Source organism: Streptomyces sp. CNH189 (genome assembly GCF_000527195.1).
The window spans coordinates 44,280-65,510 of sequence record NZ_AZUS01000014.1; the positions used below are offsets into that span (position 1 = coordinate 44,280).

The 21,231-nt window shown below is 74.2% G+C and carries 17 protein-coding genes, 4 tRNA genes and 1 other RNA gene; 11 read left to right on the plus strand and 11 right to left on the minus strand.

All coding sequences use genetic code 11. From position 1 onward, the window contains the following. The first annotated feature begins 262 nt into the window (after positions 1–262). From B100_RS0119620 to B100_RS0119655, 8 genes are all read left to right on the plus strand, one after another. Positions 263–580, plus strand: a complete 318-nt coding sequence (locus tag B100_RS0119620) for a histone-like nucleoid-structuring protein Lsr2 (RefSeq protein WP_024886134.1) — start codon at positions 263–265, stop codon at positions 578–580. Positions 581–739: 159 nt separating this feature from the next. Continuing rightward, positions 740–811: transfer RNA gene (locus B100_RS0119625), tRNA-Gly, on the plus strand. An 80-nt stretch (positions 812–891) separates the two neighbouring features. Beyond that, positions 892–964, plus strand: a tRNA-Gly gene (locus tag B100_RS0119630). Positions 965–1,133: 169 nt separating this feature from the next. Then, positions 1,134–2,105: an ABC transporter ATP-binding protein gene (locus tag B100_RS0119635; protein WP_024886135.1), complete on the plus strand. Its 972-nt coding sequence runs from the start codon at positions 1,134–1,136 to the stop codon at positions 2,103–2,105. After that, a complete protein-coding gene (locus B100_RS0119640) occupies positions 2,102–2,878 on the plus strand; it encodes an ABC transporter permease (protein WP_024886136.1) in 777 nt (258 codons plus the stop codon). The genes B100_RS0119635 and B100_RS0119640 overlap by 4 nt, the downstream gene beginning before the upstream one ends. A gap of 303 nt (positions 2,879–3,181) precedes the next feature. Further along, complete coding sequence (locus tag B100_RS0119645; protein ID WP_024886137.1) at positions 3,182–4,414, plus strand: sensor histidine kinase; 1,233 nt, start codon at positions 3,182–3,184, stop codon at positions 4,412–4,414. A 5-nt stretch (positions 4,415–4,419) separates the two neighbouring features. After that, positions 4,420–5,025 carry a response regulator transcription factor gene (locus B100_RS0119650; protein ID WP_037723129.1) on the plus strand — a complete coding sequence of 202 codons (606 nt, stop codon included), beginning with the start codon at positions 4,420–4,422 and terminating at the stop codon, positions 5,023–5,025. Positions 5,026–5,047: 22 nt separating this feature from the next. Then, positions 5,048–5,120 (plus strand) — tRNA-Gly (locus B100_RS0119655). A gap of 101 nt (positions 5,121–5,221) precedes the next feature. Here the strand turns inward: B100_RS0119655 and B100_RS0119660 are convergent. From B100_RS0119660 to ffs, 6 genes are all read right to left on the minus strand, one after another. After that, positions 5,222–6,121 carry a phosphoribosylaminoimidazolesuccinocarboxamide synthase gene (locus B100_RS0119660; protein ID WP_024886139.1) on the minus strand — a complete coding sequence of 300 codons (900 nt, stop codon included), beginning with the start codon at positions 6,119–6,121 and terminating at the stop codon, positions 5,222–5,224. A 417-nt stretch (positions 6,122–6,538) separates the two neighbouring features. After that, entirely contained in the window at positions 6,539–7,939 is a 1,401-nt protein-coding gene (locus B100_RS0119665) for a N,N-dimethylformamidase beta subunit family domain-containing protein (protein WP_024886140.1), read from the minus strand. A gap of 106 nt (positions 7,940–8,045) precedes the next feature. Beyond that, a complete protein-coding gene (locus tag B100_RS0119670) occupies positions 8,046–9,791 on the minus strand; it encodes a membrane protein (RefSeq protein WP_024886141.1) in 1,746 nt (581 codons plus the stop codon). 390 nt (positions 9,792–10,181) lie between these two features. Beyond that, the gene (purD, locus tag B100_RS0119675; RefSeq protein WP_024886142.1) at positions 10,182–11,435 is read right to left on the minus strand and encodes a phosphoribosylamine--glycine ligase; all 1,254 of its coding nucleotides are present in this window, start codon (positions 11,433–11,435) and stop codon (positions 10,182–10,184) included. Positions 11,436–11,567: 132 nt separating this feature from the next. Then, entirely contained in the window at positions 11,568–13,799 is a 2,232-nt protein-coding gene (locus B100_RS0119680; protein WP_024886143.1) for a DNA polymerase III subunit gamma and tau, read from the minus strand. Between the two features lie 48 nt (positions 13,800–13,847). Next, an RNA gene (ffs, locus tag B100_RS35060) (signal recognition particle sRNA small type) lies at positions 13,848–13,946 on the minus strand. 72 nt (positions 13,947–14,018) lie between these two features. Between ffs and B100_RS0119685 the strand changes: the two genes are divergently transcribed. The 3 genes from B100_RS0119685 (at position 14,019) to B100_RS0119700 (ending at position 15,260) form a co-directional block, all read left to right on the plus strand. Continuing rightward, a tRNA-Ser gene (locus B100_RS0119685) sits at positions 14,019–14,106 on the plus strand. Positions 14,107–14,254: 148 nt separating this feature from the next. Then, a complete protein-coding gene (locus tag B100_RS0119690; protein ID WP_024886144.1) occupies positions 14,255–14,476 on the plus strand; it encodes a hypothetical protein in 222 nt (73 codons plus the stop codon). A 184-nt stretch (positions 14,477–14,660) separates the two neighbouring features. After that, on the plus strand, positions 14,661–15,260 hold the full coding sequence (locus B100_RS0119700) for an ALF repeat-containing protein (protein ID WP_024886145.1): 600 nt from the start codon (positions 14,661–14,663) through the stop codon (positions 15,258–15,260). A gap of 81 nt (positions 15,261–15,341) precedes the next feature. Here B100_RS0119700 and B100_RS0119705 read toward each other — a convergent pair whose 3' ends face one another. The 5 genes from B100_RS0119705 to B100_RS0119725 form a co-directional block, all read right to left on the minus strand. After that, positions 15,342–17,090 carry a copper resistance protein CopC/CopD gene (locus B100_RS0119705; RefSeq protein WP_024886146.1) on the minus strand — a complete coding sequence of 583 codons (1,749 nt, stop codon included), beginning with the start codon at positions 17,088–17,090 and terminating at the stop codon, positions 15,342–15,344. Positions 17,091–17,239: 149 nt separating this feature from the next. After that, positions 17,240–18,013 (minus strand): glucose 1-dehydrogenase, encoded by a 774-nt coding sequence (locus B100_RS0119710; RefSeq protein ID WP_024886147.1) that lies wholly within the window; start codon positions 18,011–18,013, stop codon positions 17,240–17,242. Then, positions 18,010–18,489, minus strand: a complete 480-nt coding sequence (locus tag B100_RS0119715) for a cupin domain-containing protein (RefSeq protein WP_024886148.1) — start codon at positions 18,487–18,489, stop codon at positions 18,010–18,012. Before B100_RS0119715 ends, B100_RS0119710 begins: the two co-directional genes overlap by 4 nt. Beyond that, the gene (locus B100_RS0119720; RefSeq protein ID WP_024886149.1) at positions 18,486–19,094 is read right to left on the minus strand and encodes a GNAT family N-acetyltransferase; all 609 of its coding nucleotides are present in this window, start codon (positions 19,092–19,094) and stop codon (positions 18,486–18,488) included. Before B100_RS0119720 ends, B100_RS0119715 begins: the two co-directional genes overlap by 4 nt. Continuing rightward, on the minus strand, positions 19,087–21,180 hold the full coding sequence (locus B100_RS0119725; protein ID WP_024886150.1) for a penicillin acylase family protein: 2,094 nt from the start codon (positions 21,178–21,180) through the stop codon (positions 19,087–19,089). The genes B100_RS0119720 and B100_RS0119725 overlap by 8 nt, the downstream gene beginning before the upstream one ends. Positions 21,181–21,231: the final 51 nt, after the last annotated feature.

Sequence of the window (21,231 nt, forward strand, 5' to 3'; positions counted from 1 at the left end):
CCGTCACGATTCGGCATCGCGGGGAGGCGTCCGGGAAAAAATCCGGGAAAGATCCGCCTTCACCCGCACATCGCTATTGCGCCCCGGACACGCGGACAGATTTAGTCGGGCTTCACAATGCATTGCCGGGCACTGTACAAATGAATTGTCATTAGCAGATACTTTGCCCGATTACAGGCGGACAGCCGACATCTCGGCGACGTACCGGCACGTCATCAAGGACGTCCGGGCGGAGAGGTGTCGCACGAAGGGACCGATATTCGTGGCGCAGAAGGTCGTGGTCACTCTCTTTGACGACATCGACGGCTCGGAAGCGGCGGAAACGATCGCCTTCGGACTCGACGGCAAGTCGTACGAGATCGACCTCAACGAAGCCAATGCCAGGAAACTGCGCGAGGCGCTCGAGCCCTACGTGGACGCCGGCCGCAAGCGGGCGCGCTCCGGCAAGGCCTACCGGCAGACGGAGGTCGCCCCCGACCCGGCGGCCGTGCGCGCCTGGGCGCAGGCGCACCGGATGGACGTCCCCGCCCGGGGCCGGATCCCCAAGAGGGTCTACGAGGCGTTCACCGCGGCGCAGTGAACCGCACGCGCGTGTGTCGCCCGACCCGTTCGGGTGAGCCTGCCGACGGCCGGTCACCGGCCCCTCGACGCAACCGACTTGCGCAGCCCCCCTGCTGATCAGCTAAAGTCTGGAGCACGCCGAGGGGCGAGGCCGAAAGGCCCGGCCCGAGGAGTACATGCGGGTGTAGTTCAGTAGTAGAACATCCCCCTTCCAGGGGGAAGGCGCAGTGTGCAATTCCTGTCACCCGCTCTGCATCGCCGTACCGACCACACTGGTGGATCAGGTAGGCTGGTGCCCGCGCCGATCGGTGAGAGCCGGTCGGAGGCAATGCGGACGTAGCTCAGTTGGTAGAGCGCAACCTTGCCAAGGTTGAGGTCGCGAGTTCGAGCCTCGTCGTCCGCTCGGGAACGAGACCCCGGTCCATCGGACCGGGGTCTTTTCGTGTGCCCCCGTCCGGGGTCCTTCCAGCGATCTTTCTCCTCCCTTCTCCGCCCGGCCGTCTGACATTTGTCATGTCCGGTGATGACACGGCGCACTGCCGGGCGCTCGCGCCGGCCGGGAAGCTCGAGGCATGGAAACAACCGAACGCGAGCACGTGATCGAGGTCACCGATCTGCGACGTGTCTACGGGGGCGGGTTCGAAGCGGTGCGCGGGATCGACTTCTCCGTGCGGCGCGGGGAGATCTTCGCGCTGCTGGGCACCAACGGGGCCGGCAAGACCTCCACCGTCGAACTGCTGGAAGGACTCGCCGCGCCGGCCGGCGGGCGGGTCCGGGTCCTCGGCCACGACCCCTACACCGAGCGCGGCGCCGTACGGCACCGCACCGGCGTGATGCTCCAGGAGGGCGGCTTCCCCTCCGAGCTGACCGTCGCCGAGACCGCCCGCATGTGGGCCGGCTGCGTCAGCGGCGCCCGCCCCACGCGGGAGGTGCTGACCATGGTGGGCCTGGAGTCCAAGACGGACGTCCGGGTCAAGCAGCTCTCCGGCGGCCAGCGGCGCCGCCTGGACCTGGCGCTCGCGCTGCTCGGCGACCCCGAGGTGCTCTTCCTGGACGAGCCGACCACCGGTCTCGACGCCGAAGGCCGCCACGACACCTGGGAGTTGGTGAGCGCCCTGCGCGACGCCGGCACCACCGTGCTGCTCACCACGCACTACCTGGAGGAGGCCGAGAGCCTCGCCGACCGGCTCGCGATCATGCACGACGGCCGGATCGCCGTCACCGGCACCCCGGCCGAGGTCACCGCGACCGAGCCGTCCCGCATCACCTTCGACCTGCCCGACGGCTATTTCCTGGGCGACCTCCCGCCGCTCGGCGAACTCGGCGTGAGCGACCACACCGTGGACGGCCGCACCGTCCGGCTGCGCACCCGCGAACTCCAGCGCTCGGCCACCGGGCTGCTGCTGTGGGCACGGGACGCCGGCGTGGAACTGCGCCGCCTCGACGTGCGCTCCGCCTCCCTGGAGGAGGCGTTCCTCACCATCGCCCGGGACGCCTCGGCCTCCACGGCGGACGGCACGACCACCCAGGAGTACGCGGTATGAGCACCCCCACAACCACCCCGGTCAGCCGGATGACCTCCCTGGCCCGGGCCGAACTGACCCTGCTCGGGCGCAGCAAGGGCACCCTCTTCGCCGCCCTGTTCGTGCCGCTGATCCTGCCGCTGAGCGTGCGGTCCGCGGCCGAGGAGATGGATCTCGCGGAGGCCGGGCTCACCCCCGGCACGCTCGTCCTGCCCGCCGCCGTCGGCTTCTCGCTGCTGTTCGCCGTGTACTCCTCGCTGGTCGGCGTCTACGTCGTCCGGCGCGAGGAGCTCGTGCTGAAGCGGCTGCGCACGGGCGAGCTGCGGGACGCCGAGATCCTCGGCGGGTCCGCGCTGCCGGCCGTCCTCACCGGGCTGGTGCAGTGCCTGCTGCTGATCGCGGGCTGCACCGTGCTGCTCGACCTGTCGGCGCCGTCCGCGCCGCATCTGGCCGTCGTCGGCCTGCTACTGGGACTGGTGATGAGCGCGGCGCTCGCCGCCCTCACCGCGAGCTACACGCGCACCGGTGAGAGTGCGCAGGTCACGCCCATGCCTCTGTTGATCGTCTCGATGCTCGGCTCCGGAATGTTCGTCCCGCTGGAGCTGTTCCCGGACAAGCTGGCGTCCATCTGCGAGCTGCTGCCGCTGACCCCGGTCGTCAGCCTGGTGCGCGGAGGCTGGACCGGCGACCTGTCGGCCGGGGAGTCCCTGGGTGCGCTCACGGTGGCGCTGGCCTGGACCCTGCTGGCGGTGTTTGCTGTACGGCGGCGGTTCCGCTGGGAGCCGCGGCGCTGAGGCAGGCGTGCGCGGCGCCGAGGGGCGTGCGCGGTGTCCGTAGGGCGGCGCGGACGACCGGCGTGCGCGGCGCGGAGCAGCGGCGCGCGGCGCGGAGCAGCGGCGCGCGGCGCGGAGGCGGGCGGGCGGCTCCGGCAGGCGGCGTGCGGCGCTGGAGGACGGCGTGGACCGGGGCGTGGCGCTCATGCGGGCGGGCGGACCGGAAGCGGCCCCTCGGGCCGGAGCCGGCAGAGAGCGGGCAGGACGCCGGCCCAGGACAAGCCGCACTGACGCGGGCATCGGGACGGACGGGAGACACGGCAGATGGGCAGTCCGGGCGGCTGGTGGGGGCGTAAGAGCACGCCCGCGAAGGTCGAGACGTACACACGGTGGTCGCTCTACTTCATCGCGCTGTCCGAACCCACGGTGATCGGCGTGACCGCCTTCGGCCACCTGGACGCGCGCGGCGGGCTGCTGCTGATGCTGCCGGTCGCCGGGCACGTGGCGCTGGCCGTGGTGACCGCCTCCCGCGCCCTGGACTGGACGTGCGGCCGGCGGCCGCAGCCGTTGCGGCTGCTGTGGACGCTCGGCGCCGCGACCGCCGCACTCGCGGTCGCCGCCCTGGCCCTCGCCCACCACGGCTCCGGCGGGGATGACACCGCCACCGTCCTGGGAACGGTCTTCGGCGTCACACTCTGCTACGGCGTAGGTCTGATGGCCCTCGCCGTGAAGGACCGGCGGCGCGTCGTCTGGCTGGTCGGCGGGTTCGGGGCCGGCGCGGGCCTGGTGACCTGGGCGCTCGGCATGCCCGCCCTCGCCGCGCTCGTCACGGTCGCGGTCGTGACGGCCGCCGGTGGTTTCTTCGCCGCCACCTCCGGCTTCTCGATCTGGCTGCTCAAGGCCGTCTACGCCCTCGACGAGGCGCGCGAGACCCGGGCCCGGCTCGCGGTCGCCGAGGAGCGGCTGCGTTTCGGCCGGGACCTGCACGACGTGATGGGCAGGAACCTCGCCGTGATCGCGTTGAAGAGCGAGCTGGCCGTGCAGCTGGCGCGGCGCGAACGGCCCGAGGCGGTCGAGCAGATGATCGAGGTGCAGCGCATCGCCCAGGAGTCCCAGCGGGAGGTGCGGGACGTCGTGCGCGGCTACCGCAGGGCCGACCTGGAGGCCGAACTCAGCGGTGCGCGGGGAGTGCTGCGGGCGGCCGGGATCGACTGCGAGGTCAGCGGGGAGACGGACGGACTGCCCGCCGAGGTGCAGTCCGCGCTGGGCTGGGTGGTACGGGAGGCGACCACCAACGTGCTGCGGCACGGGGACGCGAAGACGTGCACCGTCACGGTGCACAGACCGGAGGGGCGTGTGGTGCTGACGGTGCGGAACGACGGGGCCACCGCCCCGCACGGCCCGGCCCGTACGGGCGGGACCGGACTGGCCGGGCTGCGCGAACGGCTGTCCGCGGTGGACGGCACGCTGGACGCCGGTGAGACCGGCGACGGCGACTTCACGCTGGTCGCGGAGGTCCCGCTGACCGCTCGGGCCGTGCTGGAGGTCGCGTCGTGACGGACGTGGTGCGGCTGCTGCTCGCCGACGACGAGCACCTGATCCGCGGGGCGCTGGCCGCCCTGCTGTCCCTGGAGGACGACCTCCTGGTAGTCGCCGAGGCCGCCTCCGGACCGGAGGCCCTGGCGATGGCACGGGCCCACGAGCCGGACGTCGCCGTACTGGACCTGCAGATGCCCGGCGCCGACGGTGTGAAGGTCGCCACATCCCTGCGGACCGAGCTGCCCGGCTGCCAGGTGCTGATCGTGACCGGTCACGGGCGGCCGGGACATCTCAAGCGGGCCCTCGCGGCGGGGGTGCGGGGCTTCGTCCCCAAGACCGTCAGCGCCCAGCGGCTCGCGGAGATCATCCGCACCGTGCACGGGGGAAACCGCTACGTCGACCCCGAGTTGGCCGCCGACGCGATCGCCGCCGGCGACTCACCGCTGACCGTGCGCGAGGCGGAGGTGCTGGAGCTGGCGGCGGACGGGGCGCCCGTCGCGGAGATCGCGGAGCGGGCCGCGCTCTCCCAGGGGACCGTGCGCAACTACCTCTCCTCGGCCGTGTCGAAGCTCGGCGCGGAGAACCGCCACACCGCGGTGCGCCTCGCACGCGAGCGAGGTTGGGTATAGTGGTGCTCGCGCCACGGCGCAGGCGAACGTAGCTCAGTTGGTAGAGCGCAACCTTGCCAAGGTTGAGGTCGCGAGTTCGAACCTCGTCGTTCGCTCAAGGACAAGGCCCCGGTCAATGACCGGGGCCTTTGTCGTGGGGCGGATGCCCGGCGGAGGTGGCGGGGCCGGGGTGTGCGGCCCCGGCCCCGGGCCCTCGTCAGCTCCAGGCGGTGCCGGTCAGGCGCTCGTACGCCTCCACGTACTTCGCCCGGGTGGCGTCCACGACCTGCTGCGGCAGCGGCGGCGGGGGCTGCTCGCTCCTGCGGTCCCAGCCCGACTCGGCCGAGGTGAGCCAGTCCCGCACGAACTGCTTGTCGTACGACGCCTGCGCGCGCCCCGGCTCCCACTGCTCGGCCGGCCAGAAGCGGGACGAGTCCGGGGTGAGCACCTCGTCGGCGATGACCAGCTTCTCCCCGTCGAAACCGAACTCGAACTTGGTGTCCGCGAGGATGATGCCCCGGTCCCGCGCGATGTCGCGGGCGCGGGAGTAGGCGGCGAGGGTCGCCTGGCGCAGCTGGGCGGCGGTCTCCGCGCCGACCTGGCGGGCGACCTCCTCGTAGGAGACGTTCTCGTCGTGCTCGCCGACGGCGGCCTTGGTGGCCGGGGTGAAGATCGGGGCGGGCAGCTCGGAGCCGTCGACCAGGCCGTGGGGCAGGGCCAGCCCGCAGACCGTCCGGGTCTCGTTGTACTCGGCGAGGCCCGAGCCGGTGAGGTAGCCGCGGGCCACGCACTCCACCGGGACCATGTTCAGCGACTTGCACACCAGGGTGCGGCCCGCCCAGTCGGCGGGGGCGCCGTCGGGGAGCTCGGTGCTCAGCACATGGTTGGGCAGCAGGTCGGCGAGCTGGTCGAACCACCACAGGGAGAGCTGGGTGAGCACCCGGCCCTTGTCCGGGATCTCGGTCGGCAGCACCCAGTCGTAGGCGGAGATGCGGTCGCTGGCGACCATCACGAGGTCGCCCGCCTCGTTCCGGTACAGCTCGCGCACCTTCCCGGTGTGCAGATGCACCAGGCCCGGAACCTGGATCGGTTCGGGCTTGTCGACGAATCCGGACACGGTTCCTCCGCGTGATCGAACAGAAGGGACGCCCGCAGCGCTCCCGTTCCCGCGGGCTCCACGAGGGTCGTGGCGGGAGGGGCGGGGCGATACGTCGATTCTCCCGTATGTGGGGACGGAGCGAAGGTCGGGGTGGTGCGGGGAGGGGCGGGCGGAGCGGTGAAGGCGGCGGAGACGGCGGAGACGGCGGGAGGGCCGGGCCCCGCGGAGACGGCGGGAGAGCCGGGCCCCGCGGAGACGGCGGGAGGGCCGGGCCCCGGTTGCGGGCTGCGGGCTTGCGGGCCCCGGGCTGCGGGCTCCGAGTTGCCGGCCCCGGGCTTACGGGCTCCGGGCTTCCGGGCTCCGCGCTCCGGGCTGCCAGCCCCGGGCTGCCAGCCCCGGGCTTGCGGGCTTCGGGCTGCCGGCTCCGGGTTGCTGTCAGTCCCGTTTGCAGATGCGGTCGAGGAGGTTGGCGGTGGCGCGCTGGACGCGGGGGTCGATGTGTCCCGGGCGGTCGAGGGCCGGGGACCAGGCGAGCGTGCCGGAGGCGAAGACCCAGGCGCCGGACGGTGACCGGTACAGGGAGGTTTCCTGGTGGCGCCGGGCGCCCTGCCGGTCGCCGTACGGGGAGTGCGCGAGCAGCACCCGTTCCTCGTGGTCGGGCAGCGGGGTGCGGGGGTAGTAGCGGTCGGCGCCGCCCGCGACCATGCCGTCCAGGGCGTCGCCCTCGTGCGCGCCGGTCGCCTCCCACATCCAGTGGTCGCTGTTGCGGACGATCAGCGGCCGGGGCCGCGTGACCCGGCCCGCGTACTGGATGCCGAGCAGCTGCTGCTCCGCGCGGTCGTGCTCCCGCCACAGCACGGGCCCGTTCTGCCCCCGGCGCCGGCCGCAGGTGAGCAGGCGGTCCGGGCCGGACGGGGCGGGGGCGAGCTCCACCTGCCGGTGCAGGGTGCGGGCGGACAGGAACACCAGGGATGTGCCGTGCTCCCGGGCGTCCTCCACGGCGGTGCGCATCTCCGTGGTCCAGTACTCGTCGTGGCCGGGGAAGACCAGGCCCCGGTAGCGGGTGGGGTCGATCCGGCCGGCGTGCAGGTCGCGGGCGTCGGCGTAGGCGAGGTCGTAGCCGTAGCGCTCCGCCCAGCGGATGACGTCGTAGGAGTGCCCGGCCTGCGGCGGGAGGCCGTCGCCCGCGTAGGGGCGGTCGAAGGAGACGGTCGTGACGGCGTCGGTCCCGTCGGGCGGGCGGCCCTGGTCGTCGCGGGCGGGGGCGAGGCTCGCGTCGGCGTCCGCCGCCGGGTAGGGGTTGTACGCCTGCCAGGTGATGTCCGGCAGCACGAGCAGCAGGTCGGCCGGCCGGTCGTCGCGCACGGTGAACGGGATGTGCGCGCGGTGGCGGCCGTCGGCCGTGGTGAGCACGGCGACGTACGCGCCGACGTTCCAGTACGACGGCACCGTCAGCCGCCAGGACAGCCACCAGTGGTGGCAGGAGACGGTGCGCCCGGCGGTGAGCGGCGGCAGCTGGGCCAGGCCGGGGAGGAGGGGGCTGGAGGTCATCGCGGTCGCGCCGTGGCCGTCGTGGTGGCCGATGCGGTGGACGTCGATCCGGAAGGGCCGGGGCGGTTCGACGGTGACGTGGAAGTCGATCGACGTGCCGGGGGCGACGGCACCGGCGGAGGTGAAGCCCTCGATCCGGCCGTCCGCCGCCTGCCCGGGGGCGGATGCCGGGGAGCGGGGCGTGCCGATGTCGGAGGAGATCAGCCATGGGAGGGTGACGGGTGCGAAGACGTCGCTCCCGTCCGGCGCCGGCGTCACCGCGTGGCGCTTGCGCTCCGGCCTCATGACCGTACCCCTCCCCGAGCGTGAACGGCCCCAGCACATCACATACCGCACGCATCCGGTCACCGTTCGTCATGAATTGGTGAGAGGTGAGGGGCCGGGCTCCGGATCAGCCGAGGCGTACGGGCTTCTCGGCGCGTATGCCCTGACGGGTCAGCCATCCCTCCAGGGCCGCGGGATCACCCTCCTCGATCAGGCTCAGCACCCGGGGCGGCAGATCGGTGGCGCGGGCGCCGCCGACGAGGAGCGTGGGCCCGTCGAGCCAGTCGAGGCCGGGCGCGGCCCCCACGGTGTCCATCGCCGCGCAGCAGACCATCGCCGTGATGTGGTCCGTGAGCAGCTCCCGTCCGGTGCGGGGCGGCTGCAGCGGGAAGAGGGGGAGCGCGCCGTCGTCGCGGACGGGGTCGCGATCGGACAGCGTGGTGCTGGGAGAGGCGGAGGCCGCGGCGGCCTCCTCGCGGGCCAGCTCCGCGGTGAGCCGGGCCGCGAGGGCGGCGCCGTGGGCGGTGCCGTCGGTCAGGTCGTCCTCGTCGTCGGGGACGGACGGAAGGGGGGCGCGGGTGACGTCCGGCGGGGCGGCAAGGTGGGCCAGGACCCGGGCGAGGGTGGGGCCGTCGGGAACCTGCGGCCCGTCGGCCGACGGCGGTACGCCGAGGGCGTCGAGTATCCGGTGGAGGCGCGCGGCGTCGGTGCGCCACTTCCGGTCGACGACCTCCTCCGGATAGTCGCCCCAGTGGACCGGCGACCAGTCGGGGCCGGTGCGGGCCGGGCCGCCGTGGAAAAGGCGGGCGGCGAGCAGCGAGGTGGCCTCGTCGACCGCGCCGGGCTCCTCGAGGAGGTCGCAGGCGGGACGCTCACCGAGGCGGGAGGCGAAGCCCTCGGCCAGCCGGTCCCGCCGGGACAGCTCGGTGAGGGCGGCGACCACGCCCGCGTTGAGCCGCGAAGGCCAGCGGCCCATCCGCCAGGCGGGCAGCGCCACCCGGGTCAGCAGCCGGTCCCAGCCCGCGTACGCCAGTCCCACCTGCTCCTGGGCGACGATCCGCAGGCCGTAGTCCACGGCTTTGGCGCGGTCGGCGGCGGCCGCGGCGACCCCGCGCTCCATCTCGGCCGCGTGCACCCGGCTGCCGTGCAGCATCAGCCGGACGATCCAGCCGACGCCGCCGAGCACCGCGCGGTGCGCCGGCCCGCGGTCCGGCGCCGACGTCACGGCCGCCGCGGCGTCCAGGCCGCGTACGAAGCGCCGGGCGGCGGCTATGTCGGGGTGGGCGGAGGGGCCCGTCCCGGCGACGACCGGGGCGAGGAGCGCGCGCAGCTCGGCCACCCGCATCCACCACAGGAACGGCGAACCGATCACCAGCACGGGCGCGGCGGGCGCACGGCGGGCGGGCCGGCCCGTGTGCGCCACGTCGTGGTGCTCCTCGGGCGGCGGGGGGCCGTGCGCCGGGTGGGTGCGGTCCTCCAGCCAGCTGTCGCAGTCAGGGGTGAGCGCTATCGCGGACGGCGCGGGGACACCGAGGCGGTCGGCCAGGTCCCGCACCATGCGGTACAGGTCCGGGGCGGCCTCCTCGGCGATCGGCACGGTGGGGCTCACGGCGGGCCGGGCACGGGCGACGACCAGGCCGACACCGGCGGCGAGCAGCAGCACGAGCACCGCGACGGGGGTGAGGATCCGGCGGGCGAGGTCCCAGCCGGGGCCCGGCAGATGGCCTGTGGACCCGCCGACCAGCAGGATCACGGCGGCGGCGGCCGGCAGCAGGGCGACGGCCAGGGCCCGGCTGCGGATGCGCAGCACGGCCAGGGCCCGGGAGCGGGCGCTTCGAGCGCCCGTGTCTCTGCCCACTCCGCTCGCGGTCATGGTCCGACCTCACCCCCTCACTGCGCCTGACGCTGTCCTGGCGTTGCCCATGCCCCCACTGTGGCACCCGCCACTGACATCGCAATGCCGGTGGGCCAAGTGCCGGAACGCTTGCGCGGCACCCTAGTTGGGGCCCCGGCCCCCGTCAGCCGGATGGCACATCGCTCACTCGATGGAATGGCTTTGGGGAGAGGTGGTCGACGGACGGCAAGGGTCAGGCCCCGGATCCTGCGGGGATCCGGGGCCTGTGAGGTTCGTCGGTACGGGCGGGGCGGGACGGGCGGTCCGGGAGCTCGCCACGGGCGGCCGGTCCGGTGCGGTGGCCGGCACGGCGGGCCTTCCGGGTGCTCGCCGGGCGGGCGAGAGCCGGGTCGCGAGGCGTCGGCCCCGTCAGGCCTCCTGGGCCGCCTTCGCCGCGATGTCCGTCCGGTGCTGGGAGCCGTCGAGGCCGATGCGGCCCACCGCGCGGTAGGCGCGGTCGCGGGCCTCGGTGAGGTCCTTGCCCGTCGCCGTCACGGACAGCACGCGCCCGCCCGCGCTGACGACCGTGTCGCCCTCCTGCCGGGTCCCGGCGTGCAGGACGTAGGCGTGCGGGGCGTCCTGGGCGGCGACCTCGTCGAGGCCGGTGATCGGGTCACCGGTGCGCGGGGTGCCGGGGTAGTTGTGCGAGGCGACGACCACGGTGACCGCGGCCTCGTCGCTCCACCGCGTCGGCTCCAGGTGGGCGAGGTTGCCGGTGGCGGAGGCCATCAGCAGCCCCGCGAGCGGGGTCTTCAGCCGGGCCAGCACGACCTGGGTCTCGGGGTCGCCGAACCGGGCGTTGAACTCGATCACGCGGACACCGCGCGAGGTGATCGCCAGACCGGCGTAGAGCAGACCGGAGAACGGTGTGCCGCGGCGCCGCATCTCGTCCACGGTCGGCTGGAGCACCGTCTCCATGACCTCGTCGACCAGCTTGGGGTCGGCCCAGGGCAGCGGCGAGTACGCGCCCATGCCGCCGGTGTTCGGGCCCTCGTCGCCGTCCAGGGCGCGCTTGAAGTCCTGCGCGGGCTGGAGGGGGACGACGGTCTCGCCGTCGGTGATCGCGAAGAGGGAGACCTCGGGGCCGTCGAGGAACTCCTCGACGACCACACGCTCGCAGCCGGCCGCGTGCGCACGGGCCGCCTCGACGTCGTCGGTGACGACGACGCCCTTGCCGGCCGCGAGCCCGTCGTCCTTGACGACGTGGGGGGGACCGAACGCGCCGAGGGCCGCGTCGACCTCGTCCGGGGTGGTGCACACGTAGGAGCGGGCGGTGGGCACGCCGGCCGCCGCCATGACGTCCTTCGCGAAGGCCTTGGAGCCCTCGAGCCGCGCGGCCTCCTTGGAGGGGCCGAAGACGGGGATGCCCGCCTCGCGCACGGCGTCGGCGACACCGGCGACCAGGGGCGCCTCGGGGCCGACCACCACGAGGTCCGCGCCGAGCCGCACGGCCAGCGCGGACACGGCGGCGCCGTCGAGGGCGTCGACCTGGTGCAGCTCGGCGACCTCGGCGATACCGGCGTTGCCGGGCGCGCAGTGCAGCGCGGTGACATCGGGGTCGAGGGACAGGGAGTGGCACAGGGCGTGTTCGCGGGCGCCGCTTCCGATGACGAGGACCTTCACGGGGGTCAGCCTAACGGCAGCGGACGTATGCCCTTTGTGCGGGCTTCCGAAGGGACGGGGAGGCGGCGCTTGTGCGTTCCTCCAACAACGGGCGGTGCCGCTGCGGACGCCCTCCGGCGCGGACGGACGCCGCTACTCGTTGGTGAACTCCTCGACGACCGTCGCGCCCAGCTCGCGGACCAGCAGTTCCCTGCCGGACAGGGCGGATTCGTTCAGGTCGGGGTCGTCGTCCTCCGGGATGTCGTCCTCGGGGGAGACGGGAGGGGGTTCCGGGGCGGACGGCCTGGCCGCGGGTGCCGGGGCGGGGCCGTGCGCGGACGCCGCTGGAGCGGCGGGGGGCGGCGCGGGGGCGGACGGGGAACCCGCCGGCGGTGCGGAGGGCCGACGGCCGTCGCCACCTCCGTAACCGCTGCCACCGCCGCCGCTGCGGCCGCCGGGCGGTCCCGCGGGGGCGGAGACGCCCGAGCCGCCGCCGGACGGGTCGACGACCGCCTCGATCTTCCACTGCACGTTGAACTGCTCGGCCAGCGCCTGGCGCAGCACGTCCTCGCTGCCGCTGCTGAGGAAGTTGTCCCGGGCGCCCGCGTTCACGAAGCCGATCTGGAGGGTCGTGCCGTCGAAACCGGTCACCTGTGCGTTCTGGCTGAGCAGGATCCAGGTGAAGCGGCGGCGGTTCTTGACCGTCTCCAGGATGTTCGGCCAGAGCATGCGGGGGTCGAGGCCGCCACCGCCACCCGAGGGCGCGGGCGTCGGCGCAGCCGGCGGGGCCTGCGGCGAGGGCGTCGGGGCAGCGGCGGGGGATGCCGCCGGGGGCCTGTTTCCGCTGCCCGCCGGGGCGGCCGTGGGCCAGCCGCCAGGACGCCGGGCCGCGCCGCCGCCGGCGGGGGAGGCGGTGGGCCAGGCGCCGGGGGCGGGGGCGGTCGGAGCGGCATCCGGTGCCGGGCCCGCCGGAGGGCCGGAGGGCGCCGGGGCCGGGGGCGGAGTCTGAGCGGCCGGAGGGGCAGCCGGGGGCGGAGTCTGGGCGGGCGCAGGCGTGGGAGCCGCGGGGGCGGCGGGCCCCTGGGCCCGTACGGCGGCCCGGGCGGCGGCGGGACCGCCCCCCGGCTCGACGGCGGGCGCGGGTGCCTGAGCCGCCGCTCCGTGCGCCTCCGCACCGGGGACGTACCCCATCGCGGGCGCGGCGGCCGCCGTACCCGGGGAGAACTGCACGCCGCGCTCGATGCGGTCCAGTCGCGCCATGAGCGAACGCTCGTCGCCGTACGCGGCGGGCAGCAGCACGCGTGCGCAGATCAGCTCCAGCTGGAGACGGGGCGAGGTGGCGCCACGCATCTCGGTGAGGCCCTCGTTGACGATGTCGGCGGCGCGGCTGAGCTCGGCGGGCCCGAAGGTGCCGGCCTGCGCCTGCATCCGCTCCAGGACGTCGGCGGGGGCGTCGATCAGGCCCTTGTCGGCGGCGTCGGGGACGGCGGCGAGGATGACCAGGTCACGCAACCGCTCCAGGAGGTCGGCGACGAACCTGCGCGGGTCGTTGCCCCCTTCGATCACCCGGTCGACGACCTCGAAGGCGGCCGCGCCGTCACCGGTGGCGAAGGCCTCGACGACGGAGTCGAGCAGCGAGCCGTCGGTGTAGCCCAGCAGGGAGGTGGCCATGGCGTACGTCACGCCCTCCTCCGCCGCGCCGGCGAGCAGTTGGTCCATGACGGACATCGAGTCACGCACGGAACCGGCGCCGGCGCGCACCACCAGCGGCAGCACGCCCTCCTCGACGGCCATGCCCTCCTTGTGGCACACCTCACCCAGGTACTCCCGGAGGGTGCCGGGCGGGACGAGCCGGAAGGGGTAGTGGTGCGTCCGGGAGCGGATGGTCCCGATGACCTTCTCGGGCTCGGTGGTCGCGAAGATGAACTTCAGATGCTCCGGCGGCTCCTCGACGACCTTGAGCAGCGCGTTGAAACCGGCCGACGTGACCATGTGGGCCTCGTCGATGATGTAGATCTTGTAGCGGCTGGACGCGGGCCCGAAGAACGCCTTCTCCCGCAGGTCACGGGCGTCGTCCACACCACCGTGCGAAGCGGCGTCGATCTCGATGACGTCGATCGAACCGGGGCCGTTGCGCGCGAGGTCCTGGCACGACTGGCACTGACCGCACGGTGTGGGTGTGGGGCCCTGCTCGCAGTTCAGACAGCGGGCGAGGATCCGGGCGCTGGTCGTCTTGCCGCATCCGCGGGGCCCGCTGAACAGGTACGCGTGATTGACCCGGTTGTTCCGCAGCGCCTGCTGCAACGGGTCGGTGACATGCTCCTGCCCGATGACCTCGGCGAACGACTCCGGGCGATAGCGGCGGTACAGCGCGAGAGACGACACGCTTACGAGGTTATAGGCGGCCACCGACAACCGGACCGGCCACTCGGGAACGCAAGCGCCCCCCACGCACCCGCCAGAGCCAACCTACCCTTGCTGCCTTCCGGCCCTGGGGGAGTTCAGTCAGATAGCGCCGCGTGAGGGGCTACGCAGAGGCTACCCCATGTCCGGGGCCAGGAACGAGTTCGCGAGCACTCCTCTCGGTCATGTAATGTTCCTGGCGGAGGATTCGCCTAGAGGCCTAGGGCGCACGCTTGGAAAGCGTGTTGGGGGCAACCCCTCACGAGTTCGAATCTCGTATCCTCCGCCAGTGCCTCACCGGGCACGAAGTCGAAGGGCCCCACTGTTCGCAGTGGGGCCCTTCGACGTTGTCCGTCCCAGTTTCCGTGGAGCATGACCAGCGTCACAAGTACGGAGCGAGCCACCGTCGTGCTCGCCGCGGAGGCGCATACTGAGACATGACCAAGTCAGCGGCGTCGAAACGCCATCTGCCCACCAGCCCCTTCAAGGCCCCGGTCGCACCGGCTGCCAAGCACTTCGCCCTGGGCGACCAGGTCACCCATGACGTGTACGGCCTCGGCCGGGTGGTCGACGTCGAGGACGGAGTCGCGGTGCTCGTGGATTTCGGCTCGACGCCCATGCGGATCCTGAGCCCGTACGCCAAGATGACCAAGCTCTAGCAGCGCCGTACCCGGCCAGCTCGTGGGCCGGCAGGCGTGATGCCGGACACATGGCGGCCCACCTGCCGGCCGGGGCGGGGGCGGCAGGCAACGTGCCCGGAAAGCTGCCCGCCTACGGCAATGTGTTCGAGCAGTGCGAGCAGTGATGATCACGGTGTCCACCTCACAAACAGGAGGTACACCAGTGAGACGACACCGCGCAGGCCTGCTCGTCGCGGCCACGGCCCTGGCCCCGGCTCTCCTCCTCTCCACCCCGGCCTTCGCCGGCCCGTCGGCCGCACCCGCCCCCGCGACGACCGCGACGGTCTCGTCCGGGACGCCGGTGGACGAGATGACGGAGGACGAGCTGCGCGCCGCGATCACCGCGATCCTGGCGGACGAGGCCAGCGGCTGGGCCGTCACCGAGGCAGCCACCCAGGCCCTCAACGGCACCGTCGACGACATGCGCACGTTCCTGAAGACCGGCCACCCGGCCGCCCAGGCCGTGGACGACCACGTCCGCCTCTTCCGACTGCTGCACACGGCGGAGCAGAACGGGGACAGGCGGGTGACCGAGGAGGTCATCGCTCTCCTCGAACGCAACAACCCCGAAGAAACCCGCGCCTGGCTGGAGACCGGCTACCCGCCGGCCCAGGCCGAGGACGACCGGTTCGCGCTCTTCGTCATCCTCGGCAAGGCCCAGAAGGCCGGCGACACCAAGCTGGTGCAGGAGATCAGCGGCCTCCTGGACCGCATGGACGCGGAAGAGATACACGCCTGGCTGGCGACCTGCAGGGCCGCCTGACCCCCAGAAGTGCAGGACCGGCTCACGCGAGGGGGCCGGTCCGTCGCGTCCCTGCTCGCCCAGTGGAGAGGGAGGCGCCGGTCAGCGGGTGATTCTCACCTGGCGGGATGCGGTGATCTGGTCGATGTCCGAGACGCGGACGGTGAGTTTCAGTGTCCAGGTGCCCTCCAGGGGGAGGGTGAGGTCGTTGGTGGCCCAGTAGCCGCCGCGGTCGGTGAGCTTCGCGTCGATGGGGCCGACGTCCTTGGCCGGGAGGGTGAAGGAGACGCGGAGTTCCGGGACGAAGGTCAGGGCACCCTGGGGGCCGAAGACCACCGCCTGGAGGCCGTTCTCGCCGACCCGGCCCGGGTCCATCTGAAGCTGGACCGTGCCGCTGCCGCCCGGGGCGCCCGTGTCGTAGGGGACCGTGAACGCCTCCGCGCCGGGCAGACCCGCCACCTGCGGCTCCGGGGCCTTGGCCGCCTCCGCCTCCGCGCGGGACGGCAGGGTGCCGGTCAGCACCGTGGTGACCAGCAGGACGGCCACCGCCACGACGACCTCCGCCAGCACGGAGCGGCGCAGGGCGCGGCGGTGGAGGGTCTCCGGCTGGGCGGTCGCGGGCGTCACGGTCGTGGTCCTCGGTTCGGGGGGCGGGCCCGCCGCGCCGACCAGCGCGGGTACGCGTTCCTCGGCCGGCGCCGGGCGGGCCGACAGGGCCGTCCAGCGGCGGGACAGGGCCGCCGCGAGCAGCAGGAAGACCGTCGCGGCCAGTTTGACGGTCAGCGTCCGGCCGTACGTCGTCCCCGTGAGGGCGGACCAGGAGCCGAGGCCGCGCCAGGACTGGTAGACGCCGGTGACGACGAGGACCGTCACCGAGGTGAAGGCCAGGCGGGAGAAGCGCGCGACCGCCGGGTACGGGAGCGGGGTCTTCGCGCGGTGGAGGGTGAGCAGGAGGGCGGTGAGGCCGCCGAGCCAGGCCGCCATCGCCAGCAGGTGCAGCACCGACGACGTCATGGCGACCGGTACCTGGATGCCGGCCGAGGCGTGTTCGGCGGACGCCCAGGTCAGGGCCAGGCCGAGGGACAGGGCCGCGCCCGCCGTCTCACGGGTGCGCGGGGAGCGGCGACGGAGGAGGGGGACGAGCAGGGCGGCCGTCAGCAGGAGGGCGAGGCGGGTGAGGAGGGCCAGGCCGGGGCGGCCGGTCAGGGTGCCGGGGAACGACGAGAGGTCCAGCGCCGTCGCCGGGGACGTCCCCTTCTCGTACGGGGCGCGCAGGACCAGCAGCGCGGCCGTCGTCAGCACCAGGGTCCACCAGCCGAACAGCAGCGGCGCCCTCAGCGGTGCCGTGTCCGGCGGGCGGCACAGCGCCGCGAACGCCGCCGTGCCGATGAGCAGCGCGGCGGCGATGTAGGCGAGGTAGCGGCCGGTGTCGTACAGGCTCTTGGTGACCGGGTGTTCGGCGTGGTCGGCGGGGGCCGAGGGCGGGGTCGGTGACGGCTTGCCGATGGAGAAGGTGAACGCGCCGGACACCGGGTGGCTGTCCGCCGAGACCACCCGCCAGGCCACGGTGTACGTGCCCTCGGCGAGGTCCCGGGGGAGTTCGGCGCGCGCGGTGTCGGCGGCGCCGGCCGCGTGCGCGGGCTCCTCCATGTGCACGCGGCGGTTGTCGGGGCCGTAGACCCGGAAGGAGTCCTCGAGCAGGCCCACGGACTCGGTGAACGTCAGGGTGATGTGCGTGGGCGCCGTCTTGACGACGCTTCCCTCTTCCGGGTCGCTGGCGCGCAGGGCCGCGTGGGCGCTCGCCGGGGCCGCGCCGCCGAGCAGCAGGATCAGCAGGGTGCCCAGCAGCACCAGGGCCCGGAGCCGCCGGGACCCGCCTCCGCCACGATCGCCCGCCGTCTCACCGCGCCGTCGCTCCACGTCGTACCCGCCTCCCGGCCGTTCGCCTCCCAGGAGGTACGGAGGACGGGCCCGGTCCGCTCAACGGAAACGGATCCGGGTCACCAGGTCGGGCGGGACGTCGCCCCTCCGTCCACCACCAGGTCGTGCCCGGTCACCCAGGACGCCAGCGGGGAGGCGAGGAACACGCAGGCGTCGCCGACGTCCTCCGGGCGGCCGAGCCGGCCCACGGCGGACGCCTCCCGCCAGCGGCGTACGCCCTCCGGCCAGGCGTCCGCCAGGCCCTCCCGGTCGATCAGGCCGGGCGAGACCGTGTTGACGCGCACGCCCCAGGGGCCGTACTCCAGGGCCGCCGTGCGGGCGTGCATCACCACCGCGGACTTGGACGCGCCGTAGTGCGCGTGGCCGGGGGCGGGGAAGCGGGCCTCGACGGAGGCGATGTGGGTGACGGAGCCGCCGCCGTCCTGATCCCGCATCAGCCGGGCGGCCGCCTGGGTGCAGGCGAAAACGGCGGTGAGGTTGGTGTCCACGACCGCCCGCCACTCCGCCGCCGTCATCCCGGCGAGTTCCTGGACGGGCTGGACGCCGGCGTTGTTGACCAGCGCGGTGAGCCGGCCGCCGAACCGCTCGGCCGTCTCGGCGACCAGGCGGTGGCAGGCGTCCTCGTCGGTGAGGTCGGCCCGCAGGACGACGGCCCGGCCGCCCGCGTCCCGGATGGCCGCGGCGGTCTCCTGCGCGGACGCGACCGAGGTGCGGCAGTGCAGCGCGACGGCCGCGCCCTCCTCGGCGAACCGCCGGGCGATGCCCCCGCCGATGCCGCCCCCCGCGCCGGTGACCAGGGCGACCTGGCCGTGCAGCAGTCGCCGCTCCCTCATGGCCGGCCGAACTCCGCGACGAGGTCCGCCCGGTCCGGGTGACGGGCCGCCAGTTCGGCCGGGTCGCCGTGCTCGTAGCCCTCGTAGGTGAAGCCGGGGGCCATCGTGCAGCCGAACAGCGTCCAGGAGCCGCCCGCCGCGACCCGGGCGCCCATCCAGGTGCCGGCCGGGACGGTGAGCTGGACGTGCTGGCCGCCGAGGACGTCGGGGCCGAGCACGGGGGTGCTGCTGCTGCCGTCGGGGGCGAGCAGCAGCATCCGCAGCGGGTCACCGAGGTAGTGGTGCCAGGTCTCGTCCGCGGGCAGGCGGTGCAGGGCGGAGAAGTCGCCGGGCGCGTCGGTGAGCAGGGCGACGATGGCGGTGCCCTCGGGGCGGCCGTCGGGGCGGGGCGGACCGGCCCAGGTCTGCCGGAACCGGCCTCCCTCACGGGGGATCGGCTCCAGTCCGTAGTGGGCGACGAGGTCGTCGGGGGTCACCCGCGGAAGGCTACCTCTCGGGTGAGGAAGGCGAGTTGTGCGTTCTTCTCCGGGAGGTACACGTCCGGCAGGTCGACCTCGGGCAGCACGACCCGGGGACCGGTGGTGAAGCCCTGCCTGACGAAGCGTGCGACCGCCTTCTCGTTGGCGACGTCCGGGTCGACGACGATCCGCCGGCGGTCCAGCACCCCCAGCACGTAGGTGACGACGGCGACTGCCAGACCGGCGGTCCAGCCCGGGCGTGTCTCGCCCGGACCTGCGGGCGCGAGCAGCAGGTGCACGCCGATGTCGCCCGGCTCGACGGGGTAGCACGCGCCGACCCGGTCGGCCTCCGGCTCGTACGTCTGGAGCAGCGCGGCCGGCTCGCCGTCCTTGACGACGAGGTACGCGTGATGGGTGTCGAGGGTCTCCATGTGCGCGTAGATCTCGGCGACCCGCTCCACGGTGAGGCCGTTCATGCCCCAGAACACGGCGCGTTCCTCGCTCACCCAGTGGTGCAGCAGGGGCGCGTCGGCGGCCGCGTCCAGCGGCAGGACGCGCACGGTGCCGAAGCCGTCGACCGTCTGCTCGTGGACGGCCGGCCGGGAGGCGTACGGGTCAGACATCGGTCTCCTTCGTCAGCTGTGCCCAGTCGGTGACGACCGGGGCCAGGTCTCCGGCGAGCCACAGGGGCTGCTGGTCTCGGTGGTGGGGTGATCCGGGCCGGCCGGAGGCGCCGTGCGGCACCACCCAGCGGCTGTCCTCGCGCCGGGCCAGGTCCCAGACGTAGCGGGCGGCGGGCCCGCGGGCGGCGAGGTCGGTGATGCCGGGCACGGCGGAGGTGCACAGCACGCAGTCGTGGTCGCCGGACAGGGCGGGCTCCTCCTGCGGCGCCTCGGGCGGCAGCGCCCGCCAGGGCGCGAGGCGGTGCGTGTCGCCCCAGACGCCGGCGGGCGGCGCGGCGGCCACCTCCTCCAGCGCCGCGCGGACGACGGCCGGACGGTCGATGCCGAACAGGTCCTCGGCCGCCAGCAGGTGTTCGAGGGCGAACCCGATGCGCGGGACCAGCGCGAGCCAGGGCCGGAACACCTCCGGGTACGGCGGCGCGGTGGCGGCGGCCGCGAAGGCGGGCTCGGCGGCGAGCCGGCGGACGACCGCACCGCGCAGGGCCCCGAAGGCTGCCGCGTCGGCGCTGCCGGCGTCCATGTGCCGGTCCCAGGCGAGCAGGCGCTCGCGCAGGGCGACGGCGGGTCCGGTGAGGGCCGAGGTGTCGAGCGCGGCCAGGTGGCCCAGGAGCGGGGCGGCGGAGGCGAGGTGGGTGTCGGTGTGGACGGCCGCCATGTCGGCGGCGGACCAGCGGCGTCGCCCCGCGAGCAGCGCGGCGATGCGGTCGGCGCGGTGCGGCGGGGCGAACTCCACGCCGAGGGGGACGGCGGGCCCGCGCTGGTTGGCCATCACGGCGACGCCGTCGTCGAGTCCGGCGCGGGGTGTCTCGTGCCGGCCCCGCCACTCGTGGCCGGGCTCCCACGCGGGCACCACCCGGGTGCCGTTGGCCTCGGCGCGCACGGGGACGCGGCCGGCCACCCGGTGCAGGGTGCCGCCCTCGGTGTCGGCGGCCAGGACGACGTTGACGGGCTCGGCCCACAGGTCCAGGGCGCGGTCGACGTCGGCGACGCGACGGGCGCGCAGCAGGGGCAGCAGCGCGCCGAAGCCGAGGTCGCCGGTGACGCGGGGCGGGTACCGCAGGGCGACGGCGAGCGGGGGTTCGCCGGACTCCTGGACCCCGCCGTCGAGGCCCTCGGGGCCGCCGATGACGACGGGGCCGCGCTCGGTCTCGACCACCTCCACCTCGACGGGTTCCTCGCCCGCCACCTCCACGGTCTCGGTGTGCCGGGCGGCCCGCCGCCAGGTGCCGTCCGGGCCGAGCGCCTCGACGCCGGCGCCGGTGCGGCGCAGCCGCTCGCGGTAGAGGTCCTGGTAGTCGGCCATGGCGTTGGTGATGGCCCAGGCGGCCGTGCCGGTGTGGCCGAAGTGGGCGATGCCGGGGACGCCCGGCACGGCGAGGCCGAGGACGTCGAACTCCGGGCAGGACAGACGTATCTGCTGGTAGACACCGGGGTCCTCGATGAACCGGTGCGGGTCGCCGGCGATCACCGCCTGCCCGGTGACCGTGCGCTCCCCCGCGACCAGCCAGCCGTTGCTGCCGGAGGTGCCGGGGCCGTCGGTGGCGAACAGGCCCACGGCGTCGGGCCCGAGCCGCCCGGCGACGTGGTCGCGCCACAGCTTGGCGGGGAACCCGGCGAAGAGGAGGTGCGTGGAGAGCCACACCGCCAGCGGGGTCCACGGCTCCCAGCGGCCGGGAACGATGCCGGCGCGGGCGAACTCCGGGGCGTCGAGCCCGTCCAGGCCCTGGTTGACGCCGGTGACGTACGCCCGGATCCAGTCGGCGGTCTCGGGGTCGTACTCCGCCAGGCGGGCGAAACAGCGGTGGGCCGTGTCGGTCACCCGGGCGCGCCGGACCAGCACGTCCCAGGACAGCTCCCCGGCGCCGAGGAAGGAGGCCGAGGTGCCCTGGGCGCGGTGCCGCTCCACCTCGATCTGCCAGCCGCGGTCGAGGGCGGTCACCAGCCCCTGGACGCGCGCGAGTTCACGCGCGTCGTCCGCCCGCAGATGGGGAATCCCCCAGGGGTCCCGGAAGATCGCACCGGACACTGTGCCCTCATTTCACTTTAGGTTAGGCTCCCCTAAGTCAACCGTGACGTG

Bases quoted from the DNA above. Each gene is read 5' to 3' on its own strand.
- B100_RS0119645 (WP_024886137.1), top strand. From the start codon at position 3,182: ATGGGCAGTCCGGGCGGCTGGTGGGGGCGTAAGAGCACGCCCGCGAAG.
- B100_RS0119670 (WP_024886141.1), bottom strand. From the start codon at position 9,791: ATGACCGCGAGCGGAGTGGGCAGAGACACGGGCGCTCGAAGCGCCCGC.
- B100_RS0119665 (WP_024886140.1), bottom strand. From the start codon at position 7,939: ATGAGGCCGGAGCGCAAGCGCCACGCGGTGACGCCGGCGCCGGACGGG.
- B100_RS0119690 (WP_024886144.1), top strand. From the start codon at position 14,255: ATGACCAAGTCAGCGGCGTCGAAACGCCATCTGCCCACCAGCCCCTTC.
- B100_RS0119710 (WP_024886147.1), bottom strand. From the start codon at position 18,013: ATGAGGGAGCGGCGACTGCTGCACGGCCAGGTCGCCCTGGTCACCGGC.
- B100_RS0119640 (WP_024886136.1), top strand. From the start codon at position 2,102: ATGAGCACCCCCACAACCACCCCGGTCAGCCGGATGACCTCCCTGGCC.
- B100_RS0119720 (WP_024886149.1), bottom strand. From the start codon at position 19,094: ATGTCTGACCCGTACGCCTCCCGGCCGGCCGTCCACGAGCAGACGGTC.
- B100_RS0119635 (WP_024886135.1), top strand. From the start codon at position 1,134: ATGGAAACAACCGAACGCGAGCACGTGATCGAGGTCACCGATCTGCGA.